This window comes from Rickettsia endosymbiont of Seladonia tumulorum, assembly GCF_964030815.1.
GTDB lineage: Bacteria > Pseudomonadota > Alphaproteobacteria > Rickettsiales > Rickettsiaceae > Rickettsia.
The window spans coordinates 468805-485991 of sequence record NZ_OZ034963.1 but is presented as its reverse complement, the minus strand read 5'-3'; the positions used below and the strand labels follow the sequence as shown (position 1 = coordinate 485991).

Sequence of the window (17187 nt, the reverse complement as noted above, 5' to 3'; positions counted from 1 at the left end):
AAATACGCACGGAAAAACTTACTGAATTTGACAACAAAGTAACAGAGCTGACAACTAAAATAAAAAGCAGTACAACTATTAATGAACAAGATAAAAATTTAATGCAAAACAGTATAAAGGAAATTGTAAGTAAGGTACAGAAATTGGACGATAAAAGTGATATAGAAGAGATAGCTAAGAACATAGAAAAACTTGCTGAAAATAAAATTACTAAAGCAAGAATTGCAGTTTTAGAAGAGGATGTAGATCAATTAATAACACAACAACAAAATAAATTGAGTCTAACTACGAGAAATGAAAATCAACCTGAAAATAATTTAGAAAGTTCAGCTGAAAAAATAAAACAAGATAAGTTAAGTATATTCAAAGAAATAACAGCAAAGGTAATTGCTAATTTGGAAAACAATAATGCTATTACTGCAGGTAATAAAATTACAATGCAAAATTCTATAAATGAAATAATAAGCAGAGTACCGCTATTAACGGATATATCTTATATAGAGAAAATAACGGCTAGTATGAAAGAGCTTACAACAGGAAAAATTGAAAAAGGCAAACTTTTGGATTTAAAAGATGAAATCAATGCAACGATATCAATGCAAACGAATGAAAAAGCCAACTATATGCCAATACTTGCGGTAACAAAAATAATTTATGATAATCCGCTTTTGAGTAATCCAAAATTGTTGCAAGCTGCTGCAGAGAATAAATTAAGCTCTGATTTAATCCAAGAGGCAATTAATAATAATGATGAGGAGCTTATTTTAGCTGGATTAGTGAGTGTAGGATATGATATAACAAAAATTAATTAAGTAAGGATAGGTGGCGGTAGCTTGCCGCCACCATTTAAATTTATACTGCTCGTGAATTTCGTTGTATAAAAAAGTATCACTTATTCACCCCCTATAACTATTTTAGGTTAGTAAATCATATATGCTATTTTAAGCCTCATTACTCTTCAAGCTTTTCGGTTAGATATTCCAGCGGTTGCCATTCATTATATCCATATTTCTTAGCAAAAATTGTAGCTTTATGTATAAAATTATTATCTTCGTTTATAATCTCTAACACTATTTTCTTATTTATTTCATAATAAGTTTTAACTTTGATAAGTTTTAAAGTACTAAGCGTACCAAGCACCGCCCAAAGTATTTTATTGATAGACGAATTCATTGAAAGCTTTTGAATTATGACTATAACCGGTTTAATAGAACAATCTCTTACCTGCACTACTAGCTCATTTAAACTTTCATGATCATAAGGATTTTTCAATTCAATAGTTTCAGGTATACCTAAATTATATTTTTTGCAATAAGCTGCAATTCTTGTTTTAAGTTTGTCGCTTCTGGAATTATAAGGAGGTTCTAGTAAAAGAATAGAGTTTTTTATTAATTGATCTTGGTTAGCCATGGACTTGCCACCGTTAAACTTATTAAATTAAACTTAACCACCAATAATTATACCTTTTGGTGGCCAGGGCGTTAGAAAAACCGTTAGAGAAACAGCCGTAGTAACCTTTAGGTTATACCTTGAACATAGCTACTACCACCCCGACCAAGTCGAGGAACACATTTTTTTTGGAAAATGTAACCATCTCTAATAGGGTTTTCTAAGCCCCAAAACAGTTTTAACTGCTTCAGTTAAAATTTATACTTAACTCCCCAAAAAAGTCAATTAACAATTATAAACTTTAAATTAAATATTTACTTATTTTAATCTAGACAAAAGTATATTTTCATATAGTATTTTACTACTTTCAATTTAATCCAAGGTTAAAATATGGCAAAAGAAAAAGGAGTCTATCATTTTGCATTAGGAAAAGAAGGGCAAGATCGTCACGATTTAATAAACAGGTTAAATAATCCTTCAAGTTGTAAATTCTTATTAAAAAAGGGCTTACAACCAGGGATGACAGTATTAGAACTTGGATGTGGTACGGGAACAATGGCTATTTGGCTAGCACAACAAGTGACATCTTCAGGTAGAGTTATTGCAATAGATAATAGTGAAAAACAACTAGAAATAGCTAAAGCTGCTGCAGAGAAAGCAGGAGTTAATATAGAATTTCATCAAATGCCTGTGAACGATGTTGGTAATTTGGGCTTGAATGGCACAATAGATTTTGTTTTTTCTAGATTTCTTTTTATGCAATTAACTCACCCTCAAGAAGCGTTAAATATTGTTAAAAATGTTCTTAAATTAAATACCGGCGTTATTGTATCACAAGAACTTATATCTAAGTTAGCTTTTAGTTCTTCAGATAGCCCCGCTTTACCACAATTAGTTAATTTAGCAGCTAAACTTAACAAGCATTTAAATAAAGATAATAATTTAGGTCTGAAGTTGTTAAAGCTTTATAAAGACGCAGGCTTAAAATTTTCAGATTCAGATTACAAATTTAAAAATACTTTACTAAAAACGAAAGAGGAAAAACTGCTATATTATAAATCTCTTGCAGAAGCAACACCAACTATTTTTAAAAATAATCTAGCTACTGAAGAAGAGGTTAACGAGCTAAAAGAAGGTCTTATGGATTTAGCAAATACTGAAGACATTATTGTCGGTGGTATGTCCAATATAATTATTGCTGGTACTTTGATGGGTGAACAACATACACCGACTACAGATTTAGAATAATAGTAAACTTTACTATATGACTCTTATGTCATTCCTGCGTAAGACTTGCCTGCGTGGATCAATTTTTCTTCTGTCATCCCGTGATGGCATTGTTGCGTGGATCAAAAAACGCCCTAAGGTAGCCATACCATGGCTTGACCACGGTATCCAGAAAAGCAACTTTTAATACTAATAATTTCAGTATTTTAAGCTGGATCCCGCGATCAAGTCGCGGGATGACAGAGGAAAAATTGATCCACGCAACAATGCCGCCACAGGATGACACCGATCATGTTTTTTGATCCACGCAGGCAAGCCTCATGCGAGGAATAACATAAGTGCTATGCAACAACCTATATACAAGCCACGTGATGACTACCTTAAAGCATTTTTTGATCTCAAAAAAATGCCGATTTATCTACAAGATGATATACTCTAATAAGTGAAAAGTTACTAGATAAAGTTTAATTTATTAAATGAGTATATACTGCAAATACTTCTCCTTTATATTTTAAACCCCTATATTGTGTTTTTATTACTTAAATTAAATATTAGCTAAATTTTTTTAAAGATAATTAATAATAAAATTGTGTGCCATATAAATAAAAGTTAATATTTATATATAAATGTTAAAGTGAATATTAATTTTCTTTATTAATACTTTAAAACTAGGTAATATATGAATTTCGATAGCTACAAAAAAAATGAAATACTAAATTTTAATGGTAAATTACGTAATGATGATATTCCGGATCTATTAGAATATTTAAACAAGCATCCTGAAATTACTAATCTTAACTTATCCCGTTGTTGGGAATTAACTGATGAGGGTTTTAAATCCTTAACAAACTCTCCTAACGCTAAAAATATTACTGATCTTGATTTATCATACTGTGTTAAATTAAGTGATGAAAGCTTCAAGGCTTTAGCAGACTCTCCTAATTTGGAAAATATTACTAAACTTAGTTTAGCGGGGTCTAATATAACAGATAAGGGATTTGAGGCGTTAGTAAATGCTCCTGATAATAAAATCACTGATCTTAGTTTGTATAATTGTAGAGAAATAACAGGGGCTACAGTAGTGTTATGCTTTGAAAAGTCATCATTTAAAAATATTGAGTTTTCCCTATCAAAGGAACAAAAGCTTTATAATGCTTTAGTTAAAATAAGAGATAGTAAGGATAAACCAAACTTTAAAATAGAAAATACTGTAAAAGATTTGGTATTTGATTTAGCACCAGCTGATGAAGAAGGTAATGTAATCAGATATATAATAGAAAATTCAGCAAAATTTCCTTTTGCAATCAATTCAACAAGTACAGATGGTTATGATTTGGCACTTTTCTATACTCATTCTCCTAAGATGCAGGAGTTTCTGTTTAAACATGGCATGATTCCTCCAGAAATGAAAGATCAAACTTTAGAAGAGATAGCAAGAGATAATCAATCTGTGCATCAAAGTGAAGCTGTAAAGAAGACTAATTTTATAACAAATGAATTAATGGAATCGACCCAGTTACCGCCTGATAAACTCAAAGAAAGTGCTAAAGAATACCAAAATAAAATACTTCCTGAGCTATATAAAGATAATAACCCTCTAGCTATTAAACTTCTTGAATTAACTGACGGCGAAAAACACAGCGTAATGAAGAGGGTTTTAGGAAATAATAAAGCTCCAGATGATCAAAATTTTATTAAGGAGGTGAAAGAAAAATCAGAAAATATATTAAAAAATGAATATTTAAACGAAAACAGTTCCAAATATAAGGCTTTGATCCAATATGATTGGAGAAAGGGATCAGAAAAGAAAACTACTATTCCTGAATCAATTGGTCTAGTAAGTGAATTAATAGATAAAGCAGCTATCCCCACTAGGGATAAACAAGAATTATGTGTTACTCTTTTAGCAAAAAATCCTAAATTGACTGAAGCAAAATTTACTGAGGTTAAAAAAATCTTAAATGATCAAAATCTTACTTTAGAACAATTAAGTAGTAGAGAAAATCTTCATAAATTATTGAATAATATAGGTGATGATAAATTAAATAACTTATTTAACAATGTAAGTGGGTTTAATATAGATGAAATTTGGAAAGAACAAAAAAACTTTACTTTAGCTAAACAGCTCTACGTAGCAGCAACAACTTATGGAGAGAATACTAGTGCTTGTATTCAAGGAACATATTCACAAATTATAGATAGTGCTTCAGAAATAGACACAACATTACTTACTAAATTTGCAGATTATAAAGAAGAAGAAAAAAAACAAGCAAATAAAATAGGAGCTATTAACGACAATAACATTGCACCTTTTATAGAGACAGTGGTGAATAAATTAAAAGAAGATGAAACTATCATGAAAGATGCAGCATTAAAAGATGCTTTGGAGCGTTTAGATAGTGGGATGATAGATGTTAATGCTCCTAATAATATTACTATAGCTGAGCAAAAAATATTAGCAAAAATAAATCAGGAATTTGTTAATCATATAAAAGACTATATCCCTAATTATAAAGGAACAAATGAAAATTTAGTACCTACACGTGAAGACTATAAAGCGATTATGTATGGAATGTTTGATAAACTAGAACCAGTACAAACTACTCAGATAGGGCAGCCTCAAAAAAATGTAGATATACAAAAGGATACAAAGCAAAATATTATAAGTAATACAAAATCAGCTGATAATAAATCATTTGCTGACCGTGTTCAAAATAGTAGATCATCATCTCCTCAAGGTCGAGGTTTATAAAATATGATTCTAAAAAACAATAAAAAATTTAAAAAAAGATCCGTCATGGCGAGAAAGTTATGTAATAACTGACGAAGTACTCTAGTAAAAAAATACTAAAATCAGTACTTTTTTACTATTTTTTCTGGATTGCCACACTCACTTTGCTCGCTCGCAATGACGAGTTAGTATCTATACAGAACTCAAAAATTTCTCGGCTTCAAGGGCAGCCATACAGCCAGTACCTGCTGCGGTTATAGCCTGCCTATAGATTTTATCCTGAACATCACCAGCAGCAAAAACACCTTCTATATTAGTTTTAGTGCTATCAGGTGCAGTAATAATATAATTATCGCTGTCCATTGTAACTTGTCCTGCAAATAAAGCAGTATTTGGTTTATGCCCAATAGCTACAAATACGCCGTTACAATTTACTAAGCTTGTTTCTTTAGTATGAACATTTTGAATTTTAACTCCAATAACAGATTTTGGGTTATTATTACCAACTATCTCTTCTACTACATGATCCCAAATCACAGATATTTTAGGATTTTTAAATAGCCGCTCTTGTAATATTTTCTCAGCTCTAAAACTATCTCGTCTATGTACTATAGTAACTTTGCTTGCATGATTGGTCAGATATAAAGCCTCTTCAACAGCACTATTACCCCCACCAACTACTACTACTTCCTGATTCTTGAAAAAGAAACCATCACAAGTAGCACAAGCTGACACCCCAAATCCCATAAATTCTTGCTCTGTAGGAATACCAAGCCATCTTGCTTCCGCACCAGTACAAATAATTATGCTTTCAGCTTCGTACTCTGTCCTAGATCCTGTAGACACTTTAAAAGGTCTTTGTGACAAATCCACTTTCTCAACATAATCATTAACAATTTTAGTGCCGACATTTTCAGCCTGCATACGCATCTGTTCCATTAGCCAAGGTCCTTGTACGCTTTCTGCAAATCCTGGATAATTCTCAACATCGGTAGTAATAGTAAGCTGACCGCCAGGCTGAATACCATTAATTAATATTGGATTTAAAGACGCCCTTGCTGCATAAATAGCTGCACTTAAACCGGCAGGACCTGAGCCGATTATCAGTACTTTAGTAGTAATTTTCATAATTTAATTTATTTTTTTATAATTTTTCTAACCAAGATTTTATATGTTCAATTTCATTAGAATTTGTTAAGGAGGGAGTATGACCTGCATATTTAATTTCGTAAAGATCAAAATCTTTTGTTTTTTGCATTTTTTCAACAGTAGATTTTGTTAGAACTTGAGATTTAATGCCGTGAATCAGTAATATTTTACATTCTATTTTATTCCATACAGACCATAAATCTACATCTTTTTGGCTTTTGACATTTCTTATGCCTTTTGTTATAGCAGGATCATAATTCATTTTATATTTTCCGCCAAACGTAGAAATGACACTATACTTTGTTAAATAATCCCAATCTTCTTCATTTTTAATCCCTGATTGTCCATAAATAAGCTTTAAATGCTCTTTTGCACTTTCTAGATCATCTAATATGACAGTTTTTTTAGCATAAGCTGCAATTTTGACTAAAGTAGCAGAATCTATAAACGCCCCTATATCATTTAATATTAAACCTTTAAAAATATTTTTAAATTTACTGGCAAGAACCATACCTATAATTCCGCCCATTGAAGTACCTAGCCAAATAGGTTTTTTTATCTTTAACTTATTTAAAAACAGCAACGTATCTTTAATATCAAGTAGTATAGTTATAATGGCTGGTTTTTTTAAAATTTTCACTATCCCCGCGTCCGGGATAGCTTAGAGAAATTACTCTATAATCTTTACTTAATTCCTTAGCTATTTTATCAAAATCATGAGCATTTCTTGTTAAGCCATGAGCACATATTACTACGTTTTTATTTTGGGGATCACCAAATTCTACATAAGAAATTTTATGTTCTGGTATATATTGAAGAGGAAGAAAGTTAATATATGGACCAACTTTAATTGAGTTAATTTTCATATAAACCTACTAATTTAAATCACTTAAAAATATACTGACCATTGTCGGCATATATACTACTACAAAAAGTAGCGATAAAAACACGGTGGCAGCGACCTTTTCAGGATAAAATTTTTGTAAATTTGCTATAACTATGGTATTTGCAGCTAAGGGAGCTGTAGAAAGTAGCTTTAACGCATTATAATAATCATTATTATACCATTTTGTTACAAAATGATCAAACATGATAAATAGCCCTACCCCTAAAGGATAAAATAAGAATTTAGCAGCAAAAGTAGCAAGAGTAAATTTTATATCCACTTCAAATTTTTGAAGTGATGAAAGAGCAAGTCCTACCATAACCATACCAAGTATAGAAAAAGAACCTTTCATATTATATATAAAATCATCCAAGAAATCAGGTAAAGTAAAACCACAAAAACTAAATAAGCAACCTAGAAAAAATGCATTTAAAATTGGCAATTTTACTACTTTCAATATACTATCAGTAGTATTTGCAAAGCTTCGCATGCAAATATAAAAGCCTACCGAACACTCGTAAATATTAACGCCTATCACTGCCATCATATAAATACTTAGCGTATAATCATCAAAAAGTGCAGCAGCTATAGGCAACATGAAATATCCCCCATTTGCTGTACCAGCAGACAAAGCTATAATATTACGTGTATGATCCTGCCAAAATTTACCGAAAAAATAGTAAGAAAATAATGACAACAATGTCGCAATTACAAAGGTTACAACTGTAACACTTAATGCTGAAAATGTCAAAGTTGTGCTAGCAGGAATAGTAAAGAATACTATAGGTGATATAAAATAGAATAATAAAGAAGAGATACTGTCCCTTTCAACATTTGAGTATTTACCCGCTAAAAACCCGATTACTACACTTAATAACACTGAAACGGTTTTAAAAAAAACTATACTAAAAATTACCATGTAATGAGCTAAAGATATAATTATCTATAATATATTAGATTTTATCTTTTTTCACTAAATTTTGTAAAGATTTTTAATATTAAGTTTTAAGAGGATTTTATTTAACTTTTAATTGAAAAATTATAAATATTATGATATTAATAATGTACGGATATCAATTTATAAAAAATAATCTTACCTATTCCCCGATCTAATTCACTAAGGTTTTCATATGTTTATAAAAAACTTATTATACTTTATTATCGTATTTTTATCCTTAAACTCTTACTCTAACCCTACTCCGCTTGGGCTTGAGCTAAATAAAGCTACCACTTCAGATTTAATAAAAAAATATAAAATTACTGGAGAGGAACTTAATTATTGGCAAGGGCATAATTATTTTATAGAACCTAATGAAAAATACATATCTAAAGCTTTAGTAATATGTAATGATTTTAATATAATAGAAGCAGTAATTTTAACTATAGATAAAAATAAATTTGAAGAATTTTATGAGATTTTGAAAGATAAATATATTTTGGTAGATAATGTAATAGAACAAGAAAGTGGAAAAATGGCTACTTTTAGAAATGATGATTGCTTAGTAATACTTGAATCATCTGAAGATAACTCGAACATGGAGCTAGTATATGTTACGAATAATTTCTATAAGGATTTTTTAAATAAGCTAGAAAAAGAAGAAAAATTAGAACAAACCCAAATAAAAAATTTATTGTGATGTATACCTTTGATACTTCAAAATTTGGTACGTCGAACTTCGGGATTTGCCTTTGCTAACCTAGTTATCTACTACCACTTATTTGACTTCCAGCTTTTAAAGTATCTGTAGTATACTACAAATAAATGAGAAATTTGGAATGGTGGAAGCAAGTAGTAAGATTTGCTAACCAATACCACTCACAGAAGCCAAATTAGTGACGCTTTTTTTATGCAACAAAATTCACAAGCAGCATAAGAATTTAAGGGAACAAATTATCCCCTTTTTTATTCGTTATTTCCTGCAACTTTAACTTCACATCCCCAAGGCGTATCATCTAAATAAGATACTATATGATCTAATATTTCGGATATAAGTCAGAGATATGTTTAACATCACCAGAAATGCTGGACGTTAATTTTTTACATACACCTTTAATAGTAAAAATGTTTGTTTTAATAAAATTATTTAGTTCTTGCAGCTTATCTTCAATATCATCAACCTCAGGTCTCATAGGATTATCACTTACCTTTTTCATCAAATCCTTTTTTAATAATTGTTTGTTAACTATTTGATAATATTTATGAGCATTTAAAACTTTAAAAATTTTATTACTATCATTTTTAAAAAAATAATCGTATAATAACGAACTGAATTTTTTAAATAACTTACAATTTAATTCAATTTTTTTTGTTATTTCCTCAATGCCTATTGGATTTACTTCATAAGTATAGTTACTTTCATAGTCGTGTTCCATGCGATAAATATGAAGCGAAGTAATAGTAGAATTATCCTTTAATCCTCTAGCGATTCCTGTCGCAAATTCTATATTATTTTCACTAAGATCAAGAGAAGTAAGAGAATTATTATTTACTAGATATTCACCGATTTTTGTTGCTCCATCATCTGCTATAAAATTGCCTCTAAGTGTAAGAGAAGTAAGGGAAGTATTACCATTTAGAGCTTCAACAATTATTGCGGATCCTGTATCTGTTATAGAATTGTTATCAAGACTAAGCGACTTAAGAGTATTAAGCTTTAGAAATTCACCGATTTTTGCTACTCCTTCCTCTGTAATATTATTACTACTAAGGTCAAGAGAAGCAAGGGTATTATTACCATTTAAAGCTTTAATTTTTAAAACTTTAATAACTTCTTCAATTTCTATGTTCCCTATATCGTTCCTTATAATATTGAGAGAGGTAATAGTATTATTATTTTTTAAAGCTTTAGTAAAATTTTTTATGTTTTTATTATATAGTACTGTTTCACTATCATCAGGACCACCATTAACGTTAAGAGTAGTTAAACGGTTAACTTCTTCGATAAACTTATGCTTTTTTAAAAATTCTATTAATTCTTCTATATTGTCTTTTTGATAAAATTTTTCAATATTAAGGTTAAGGGGGGCAGTTAAACGATTAACTTCTTCCTTAACTTCTTCAATAGATTCGTGTTTTTTTAAAAACCCTATTAATTCTTTCATACATTTACTCCTTAATTAAATTCTATAATTTTTAATATTTTGTTAAAAATGAGCTATGAAAAAAATCTAGATAAAAAGATTTAATAATGTAATAGAAATTTAACCAAGGATATAAATTAATAACTTAGGAATAATTTGTGAAATGTAAATATTAGTAAGGGATACATGGAAATAATAGGAAGTTTAATAATTAGCAATGATTACTACTTGTGATTATAACAGAATATTTAAAGAATTTTTATTAAGATGTAAATGTAGAGAGTATTTTAGGCAGAACTAACAACCGCTGCTGTAGCTGCTTCACTCAAAAACAAAGACCGCTCTATTTCTCTACGTTTAACGAGTCCTTGCAGCTTCACACCGCCTTTAGCTTTTACCCATCTAAGGAGCTCATCGGCGGCATTATCGTATTCACTTCGGTTAAGTTTCTGCCGCAAGGTTGATGCTTGAAATGCCCCGTAACAGCAGTTGAAGATAAATGAAATTAAAATGGATTATTGGCTTTAGTTAATAGTAAGTTAGTACTATTAAGAAATATATCATCTCAATATTAAAATTAAGTATTTTGGAACATATAAGGAACATATGTTTTTTTAGAAGATTTAAGAAAGGCTAAAAAGCCTTAAAGTAACTGGTGGAGCCAGGGGGAATCGAACCCCCGACCTTTTGAATGCCATTCAAACGCTCTACCAACTGAGCTATGACCCCTAATAGAAAGATAATTGTTTATACTCTAATAATAGTATTAAATCTATAAGTTTTTTTATGTGTTGTGTTAAGATACTGTCATTGCGAGGAGATTCGGGAGTTGTCGCATGGCTCGTTTATGTCATTGAGAACGAATAAAATGAGTGCGGCAATCCAGAAAAAATACTAATAATATTAGTATTTTTAACTGGATCCCGTGAATAAATCTATAGTACCGGACTTATTATTATATGTCATTCTTAGCAACGGCGGGAATCCAGTAAAATAAACATAAAAGCAGCAAGTTTTTTAAATTAAAAGCTCGATTTATCTCGCTTTATGCTGGATTCCCGCCGTTGCTAAGAATGACATATAAGGTCACCTATACCTGAAAAAAATATAATATTTTTTTTAAACTGTCCGGTACTATAGAATAAATCACGGGATGACAATTGGAAAACCGATCCACGCAACAACTTCGGAGATGCAAAGCATTGACACGGCAATCTCGTCAAACATCCTAAGATTGCTTCGTCGAAACTTTCATCTCCTCGCAATGAAGATTTGCTACTGGCTTTATTCCTTATCTTTTAATAACTTAATATCTCTGTACGTAATTATTTTGTCGATTATGCTGAATTTTTTTGCTTCTTCAGGTGACATAAAATTATCACGCTCCATACTTTTCTCAACATATTTCACATCTTGCCCAGTATGTTTACTATATAAGCTATTAAGGATTTTTTTGATTTTCAATGTTTCTTGAGCATGAATTTCTATATCTGTTGCCTGACCTCGATAACCTCCGGATGGTTGGTGGATCATAACACGGCTATGCGGCAGGCTGTATCTCATTCCTTTTTCACCACCACAAAGTAAAAATGACCCCATAGAACAAGCTTGACCGATACAAAGAGTAGCTACTTTAGGCTTGATATATTGCATCGTGTCATAAATTGCAAGACCAGCTGTTACGACTCCTCCAGGAGAATTTATATACATATATATATCTTTTTCCGGATTTTCTGCCTCAAGGAACAATAATTGAGCAGTAATCAAATTTGCCATATGGTCTTCAATAGGACCACATACAAAGATTATGCGTTCTTTTAATAACCTTGAATATATATCATAAGCACGCTCACCCCTAGAGGTTTGTTCAATTACTATCGGTACGTAGGACATTGGATATTTTTCCTTAAAGTTTTTGTTGGAAGGATATGTGTCACCCCGTGGTGGCATTGCCCGCGTGGATTAGTTTTTCGGTCATTGCAAGGAAATTACGAAGTAATTGACGAAGCAATCCAGTATAAAAATGCTAACTTATAGCATTTTTATTATTTTTTCTGGATTGCCACGCTCATTTCATTCGCTCGCAATGACGACTTAGTATCCACGCAACAATGCATCCCGTGGATAAGCCACGGGATGACACACCGAGGAGATTGACTAACAATCCTACTTCTTACTATCTTCTAAAGCATTAGCAAGTATGTCACCCATATTGGTTGTATTATCGCTAGAGCCATATTCTTTAAGAGCTTTTTGACGCTCTGCTATTTTATGGGCTTTTATTGATAATAAAATTTTATTGGTTGACTTTTCGATAGAAACAACTTTTGCTTCGATTTCTTGATCTACTGCAAACATTTCAGGCTTTTGTTCTTCTTTTTCATCTGATAAATCAGATTTTTTAACAAATCCTGCGGCTTTATCGTTTACTAATACTTCCAATCCATCGTCTTTGATTGCTGTCACAACAGCTTTAACTACTGTTCCTTTTTTATATTCATCAGCAATTCCTTGATATGGATTAGGAGTTAATTGCTTGATACCTAGACTAATTTGTTCTTTTTCAATATTGATTGTTAGAACTTTACAATCTACTTCGTCACCTTTTTTGTATGTTTTGAGTAACTCATTGCCATTATCTTCCCAAGTAATATCACCCTCATGAATCATACCGTCTAAATTGTCGCTAAGTGCAACAAAGATTCCAAAATCAGTAATGTTTCTAATTGGAGCTTTAATCACTGTTCCAACAGGATTAGTTTCAGCAAATTTTATTAAAGGATTTTGCTGGCATTGCTTAATACTTAAAGAAACACGATGTTTTTCTGTATCAACTTCTAACACCATGAATTCTACTTCTTGACCTATGGTCAGAGTCTTTCTAGGATTTTGATTAGATTTAAGCCAACTAATTTCACTTGAGTGGACAAGCCCTTCTAAACCATCCTTTAATTCAATAAACACACCATAATCAGCAAAATTTGTGACTTTTCCAGTCATTTTTTTACCGACAGGGAATTCTTCTTTAATTTTTTCCCATGGGTTATAATCAAGTTGTTTCATACCAAGAGATATTCTTTTTGTCTCTTCGTTAAACTTAATAACCATTACTTTAACTTTCTGATTAAATTCTAGCACTTCTGATGGGTGGTTAACTCTACCCCAAGAAATATCAGTTAAGTGTAATAAGCCGTCAACACTACCAAGATCAATGAATGCACCATAATCTGTAATATTCTTTACTGTTCCCTCAAGGATCATTCCTTCTTTGATTTTAGATAGCATCTCGTCTCTAGCTTCAGAACGTGATTCTTCTAATATAGCTCTTCTTGAAACAACTATATTACCAAGCTTTTTATCCATGCTTAGGATCTTAAATGGCTGTCTAATATTCATTATAGAGCTAGGATCTTTGATTGGTCTAACATCAACTTGGCTTCCTGGTAAAAACGCTACAACACCGGATAAATCAACAGTGAACCCACCTTTTACACGACCAAAAATTGTACCATCAACAAACTCACCTTTGCTACACATGAGTTCTAACTGACCCCATAATTCTTCTTTTATCGCTTTCTCACGGCTTAGGGTTTTGCCGCTATGTCCTTCAGTTTTTTCAATATAAACATCAACTAAATCACCAATCTCAGGTAATTTATGTGCCGGTGATAATAAAAATTCAGATTTAGGTATTCTACCTTCATTTTTTAATCCAACGTCAACAACCACTACTTCATTAATATCAACTACTTGACCTTTTACTACTGTTCCAGGTTTTATATGACTCGTATCAACAGTTTCAAGCATTTTAGAAAAATTATCTTCAAATTCATGATTAACTGCTGCAAGTTGTGGAACGAATCTTTGTTTTAATTTTGTTGTCATATTTTTCTTGTAAATATTAGCGGTGCTGAACTAATAGATAATCTTTTTAAAGGGTTAATAAAAAAGATATTTTCCAAATATCACTGTCATCCCGTGGTGGCATTGCCTGGGTGGATCAGTTTTTCCGTCATTGCGAGGAAATTACGAAGTAATTGACGAAGCAATCCAGTAAAAAATGCTAACTTATAGCATTTTTTATTATTTTTTCTGGATTGCCACGTTCATTTCATTCGCGTAGCTCAGACGACTCTCGATCCACGCGGGCAATCTCTCCCGTGGTCAAGCAACTAGATGACATTTCTATCTATAAGCGAGTTTGGAAAAATATCCTCTAAATAAAATAAACTATAAGCACCAAGTTATTTTATTCTTTTAATATAAATTGCGTTATTTGTTCTACAACCGATAAGGGTGAAAGCTTGGAAGTATCAATAATTAAAGCATCCAAAGCCGGTAATAAAGGTGCTACTTCTCGCTCTTTATCTCTTTTATCACGCAGAATTATCTGTTGTAAAATCTCGTCAAGTATACATGCTTTCCCTTTAGCTTGCAACTGTTTATATCGCCTCTCAGCTCTAACCTTAGGGTTTGCGGTTATAAATATTTTAAAATCGGCATTAGGTGCAACTATTGTCCCTATATCTCTACCCTCCATAAGAATTCGAGGTGTAATATTAATTAACTTTACTAAATGCTTATTTAGATTATCTCTTACCTCAGCTATTACGGCAATTTGCGAAGCAACGCCTCCTATATTTTCATCCTCTAAGTCAAACTTATCTGTAATATCTATTTCTTTAGATAAGGAGATTACTTTATTGATATCTGTAATGTCTATTTTTTCTTTAATACAATTAAAAGCAAGCTGCCTATAAACAATACTAGATTGAACATATTTTAAAGAAAATTTTTCAGCAAGCATAAGCCCAATAGTACCTTTACCGGAAGCAGCAGGACCATCAAGTGCAATAACAAAATTTTGTGAAAAGTCTAAAGCTTTAGATTTTAAGTTTGTCATAAAAAATTTGTAGAATAGATAATAAAATACTATAAATAATGTAAATAAAGCTTGAAATCTACTATATTATACAATAAATATAGAACTTAATATTTATAAGGGTGATTAGCTCAGTTGGTTAGAGCATTACGTTGACATCGTAAAGGTCAGAGGTTCGAATCCTCTATCGCCCACCACCTTACCTCCTAGCTTTTCATAATCTACTAATTTTACCTCCCTACTCTGTATGCTGCTTATATGCTCCTCGCATTTTTAAAAATACTGCTTTAATTGCCTTATTACCTCGATTAAACCTGATGTTTAAGTTGAGGTCTTATGCACACTATATGCTGCTCACATTTCACTCCTGATTGTGTAATCCATAATCATAGTGATAAAAATCACACTATCTTCTACAATTTTGTTGGTAATTTTATTCCACCTGAATGGAGTACTCTTACCTCTAATAATGGTAAAATCTTAAGCAAAACTGCAAGACAGCTACTATCTCTAATAGTCTTTCGCTTGCAAATCTATCATAATAATAGCATTGATGAACTTCAGGAAACTTATCACTTCTTTCAAGAGTCCCTAGGCGTGTGTCAAGAACGAGTACGACAATGCTTACTTGAATTACAAAAAAGTAGCTTTATTAAAGTTTATAATGCAACAATCGTGAAATATGGTATTAAATGCCGCAATACTCCTTGTATTAAGCTGGCTAAAAATTTCCAACCTACTTCTAGCAAAATACCATCTGAAAATGAAAAAAATGCATCTATTCACAATAATCAACAACAGTTACAACAACAAAAACTTGCAGCAGATTTACAATTCAAGGCAACAAGCTCAATCAACGATCAACAACAAGCTGATAATACTAATTTCTCTAGTGCTAATATCACAACAGGTGCTACACGGATTAATACTACACTGCAAGCAGTTATAAGTAGCAATAATGCTGCAATTAGGGCTATTAATCATAAAAGCTGGTTCAAAAGAAAGAAATTAGCAGATTTTTATCCATTAAGCCAAGAAGATGCTGATTTACTGCAAGTAAAATCAAATAGAGAATTTAACCTAGATTTTATCAACAAATTGCTCTTAAAGCTTGCAGGAGAATATTCCAATCACCATTTTGGTCATAAGAAAGTGTTACTAAACTATATGGCTAAAGCTTTAGCTCATGAGTTACGTGAAACTACTAAAGCTAATAATAGTGCATTTCAGTTTAAATCTAGCGACTTAAACAACGCTAAAGAACAATATCTAGATAAGATAGAAAGTAGCCTTGATACTAGCTTGCAAGCTCAGCTAAAACGTAAAATTGTTGGTAGTTTTGATCCTGATTCAGCTTATGAATTACTAAGCTCCTGCTCATTTATTGGGGTAGTAGATAATAGGTATCAAATAAAACTGCTTAAAAATATGCTTCTTTCAGAACATAGCCAAGATAAAATATTGCAGCAAGTGCGAATGATCTATGGCAGTAATATTGGACAGTTGCAAATCATACCATTTGCTGAACTTAAAACGAAGCAGAATAATACTGAAGATGAAAAACAAAATTATCTATTGCAGCTTAGCAGGCAATTAAATCCTGATTCAGTATGGTACAGGGTACGGAAATTTCTTATCGAACGTTATAACCAATATATTGATTTTGGGGTATTAAGTAAATTAGTAGTTGTAGAGGAAGATATCATCAATAAGAAAATAATCCTTAAATCAACAACGGCTTTTAATGATTATTATGTTAGGAATCGTTATATGCAAGATCTTACAGAAGCTTTTAAGACTCAAGATTATTGCTTTGAATTAATCAAGTTTGAATATAACTAA

Annotated in this window: 13 protein-coding genes, 2 tRNA genes and 1 pseudogene; 6 read left to right on the top strand and 10 right to left on the bottom strand. The window is 31.3% G+C overall.

Annotated elements, in window-relative coordinates:
• Positions 1-101 precede the first annotated feature (101 nt).
• Positions 102-812, top strand: coding sequence for a hypothetical protein (locus AAHF54_RS02320; protein WP_342170147.1), 711 nt, complete (start codon positions 102-104; stop codon positions 810-812).
• Positions 813-951: 139 nt separating this feature from the next.
• Here the strand turns inward: AAHF54_RS02320 and AAHF54_RS02315 are convergent, their stop codons facing one another.
• Positions 952-1410 carry a hypothetical protein gene (locus AAHF54_RS02315; RefSeq protein ID WP_341788982.1) on the bottom strand — a complete coding sequence of 153 codons (459 nt, stop codon included), beginning with the start codon at positions 1408-1410 and terminating at the stop codon, positions 952-954.
• A 369-nt stretch (positions 1411-1779) separates the two neighbouring features.
• Between AAHF54_RS02315 and AAHF54_RS02310 the strand changes: the two genes are divergently transcribed.
• Together AAHF54_RS02310 and AAHF54_RS02305 are read left to right on the top strand one after the other, a co-directional pair.
• Positions 1780-2637: a class I SAM-dependent methyltransferase gene (locus AAHF54_RS02310; protein WP_342170146.1), complete on the top strand. Its 858-nt coding sequence runs from the start codon at positions 1780-1782 to the stop codon at positions 2635-2637.
• 658 nt (positions 2638-3295) lie between these two features.
• On the top strand, positions 3296-5368 hold the full coding sequence (locus AAHF54_RS02305) for a hypothetical protein (RefSeq protein ID WP_342170145.1): 2073 nt from the start codon (positions 3296-3298) through the stop codon (positions 5366-5368).
• Between the two features lie 171 nt (positions 5369-5539).
• Here the strand turns inward: AAHF54_RS02305 and trxB are convergent, their stop codons facing one another.
• The 3 genes and pseudogenes from trxB to AAHF54_RS02290 all read right to left on the bottom strand — a co-directional run bounded on the left by trxB (position 5540) and on the right by AAHF54_RS02290 (position 8301).
• Positions 5540-6475: a thioredoxin-disulfide reductase gene (trxB, locus tag AAHF54_RS02300; protein WP_341794411.1), complete on the bottom strand. Its 936-nt coding sequence runs from the start codon at positions 6473-6475 to the stop codon at positions 5540-5542.
• A gap of 16 nt (positions 6476-6491) precedes the next feature.
• Positions 6492-7362: pseudogene (locus AAHF54_RS02295) on the bottom strand (alpha/beta fold hydrolase).
• A gap of 9 nt (positions 7363-7371) precedes the next feature.
• The gene (locus tag AAHF54_RS02290) at positions 7372-8301 is read right to left on the bottom strand and encodes an AEC family transporter (protein ID WP_011477117.1); all 930 of its coding nucleotides are present in this window, start codon (positions 8299-8301) and stop codon (positions 7372-7374) included.
• Between the two features lie 211 nt (positions 8302-8512).
• Here AAHF54_RS02290 and AAHF54_RS02285 point away from each other — a divergent pair, with 211 nt between their 5' ends.
• Complete coding sequence (locus AAHF54_RS02285; RefSeq protein WP_341788976.1) at positions 8513-9019, top strand: hypothetical protein; 507 nt, start codon at positions 8513-8515, stop codon at positions 9017-9019.
• 337 nt (positions 9020-9356) lie between these two features.
• Here the strand turns inward: AAHF54_RS02285 and AAHF54_RS02280 are convergent, their stop codons facing one another.
• The 6 genes from AAHF54_RS02280 to cmk all read right to left on the bottom strand — a co-directional run bounded on the left by AAHF54_RS02280 (position 9357) and on the right by cmk (position 15366).
• Positions 9357-10484: a hypothetical protein gene (locus tag AAHF54_RS02280; protein WP_342170144.1), complete on the bottom strand. Its 1128-nt coding sequence runs from the start codon at positions 10482-10484 to the stop codon at positions 9357-9359.
• 266 nt (positions 10485-10750) lie between these two features.
• Positions 10751-10975, bottom strand: a complete 225-nt coding sequence (locus tag AAHF54_RS02275; RefSeq protein WP_410525916.1) for a lysozyme — start codon at positions 10973-10975, stop codon at positions 10751-10753.
• A gap of 141 nt (positions 10976-11116) precedes the next feature.
• Positions 11117-11192 (bottom strand) — tRNA-Ala (locus AAHF54_RS02270).
• Positions 11193-11747: 555 nt separating this feature from the next.
• Entirely contained in the window at positions 11748-12356 is a 609-nt protein-coding gene (gene clpP / locus AAHF54_RS02265) for an ATP-dependent Clp endopeptidase proteolytic subunit ClpP (protein ID WP_342170143.1), read from the bottom strand.
• A gap of 273 nt (positions 12357-12629) precedes the next feature.
• A complete protein-coding gene (locus AAHF54_RS02260) occupies positions 12630-14348 on the bottom strand; it encodes a 30S ribosomal protein S1 (RefSeq protein WP_342170142.1) in 1719 nt (572 codons plus the stop codon).
• 364 nt (positions 14349-14712) lie between these two features.
• The gene (gene cmk, locus AAHF54_RS02255) at positions 14713-15366 is read right to left on the bottom strand and encodes a (d)CMP kinase (protein ID WP_341788971.1); all 654 of its coding nucleotides are present in this window, start codon (positions 15364-15366) and stop codon (positions 14713-14715) included.
• Positions 15367-15465: 99 nt separating this feature from the next.
• On the opposite strand from cmk, the gene AAHF54_RS02250 reads away from it, so the two are divergent.
• Positions 15466-15542 (top strand) — tRNA-Val (locus tag AAHF54_RS02250).
• Positions 15543-15681: 139 nt separating this feature from the next.
• Complete coding sequence (locus tag AAHF54_RS02245; protein ID WP_342170141.1) at positions 15682-17187, top strand: hypothetical protein; 1506 nt, start codon at positions 15682-15684, stop codon at positions 17185-17187.

Coding starts and splice junctions, on each gene's coding strand:
- AAHF54_RS02245 (WP_342170141.1), top strand. CDS start 15,682: ATGCACACTATATGCTGCTCACATTTCACTCCTGATTGTGTAATCCAT.
- clpP (WP_342170143.1), bottom strand. CDS start 12,356: ATGTCCTACGTACCGATAGTAATTGAACAAACCTCTAGGGGTGAGCGT.
- AAHF54_RS02315 (WP_341788982.1), bottom strand. CDS start 1,410: ATGGCTAACCAAGATCAATTAATAAAAAACTCTATTCTTTTACTAGAA.
- AAHF54_RS02260 (WP_342170142.1), bottom strand. CDS start 14,348: ATGACAACAAAATTAAAACAAAGATTCGTTCCACAACTTGCAGCAGTT.
- AAHF54_RS02290 (WP_011477117.1), bottom strand. CDS start 8,301: ATGGTAATTTTTAGTATAGTTTTTTTTAAAACCGTTTCAGTGTTATTA.
- cmk (WP_341788971.1), bottom strand. CDS start 15,366: ATGACAAACTTAAAATCTAAAGCTTTAGACTTTTCACAAAATTTTGTT.
- AAHF54_RS02305 (WP_342170145.1), top strand. CDS start 3,296: ATGAATTTCGATAGCTACAAAAAAAATGAAATACTAAATTTTAATGGT.
- AAHF54_RS02310 (WP_342170146.1), top strand. CDS start 1,780: ATGGCAAAAGAAAAAGGAGTCTATCATTTTGCATTAGGAAAAGAAGGG.
- AAHF54_RS02285 (WP_341788976.1), top strand. CDS start 8,513: ATGTTTATAAAAAACTTATTATACTTTATTATCGTATTTTTATCCTTA.
- AAHF54_RS02280 (WP_342170144.1), bottom strand. CDS start 10,484: ATGAAAGAATTAATAGGGTTTTTAAAAAAACACGAATCTATTGAAGAA.
- trxB (WP_341794411.1), bottom strand. CDS start 6,475: ATGAAAATTACTACTAAAGTACTGATAATCGGCTCAGGTCCTGCCGGT.
- AAHF54_RS02320 (WP_342170147.1), top strand. CDS start 102: ATGCAAAACAGTATAAAGGAAATTGTAAGTAAGGTACAGAAATTGGAC.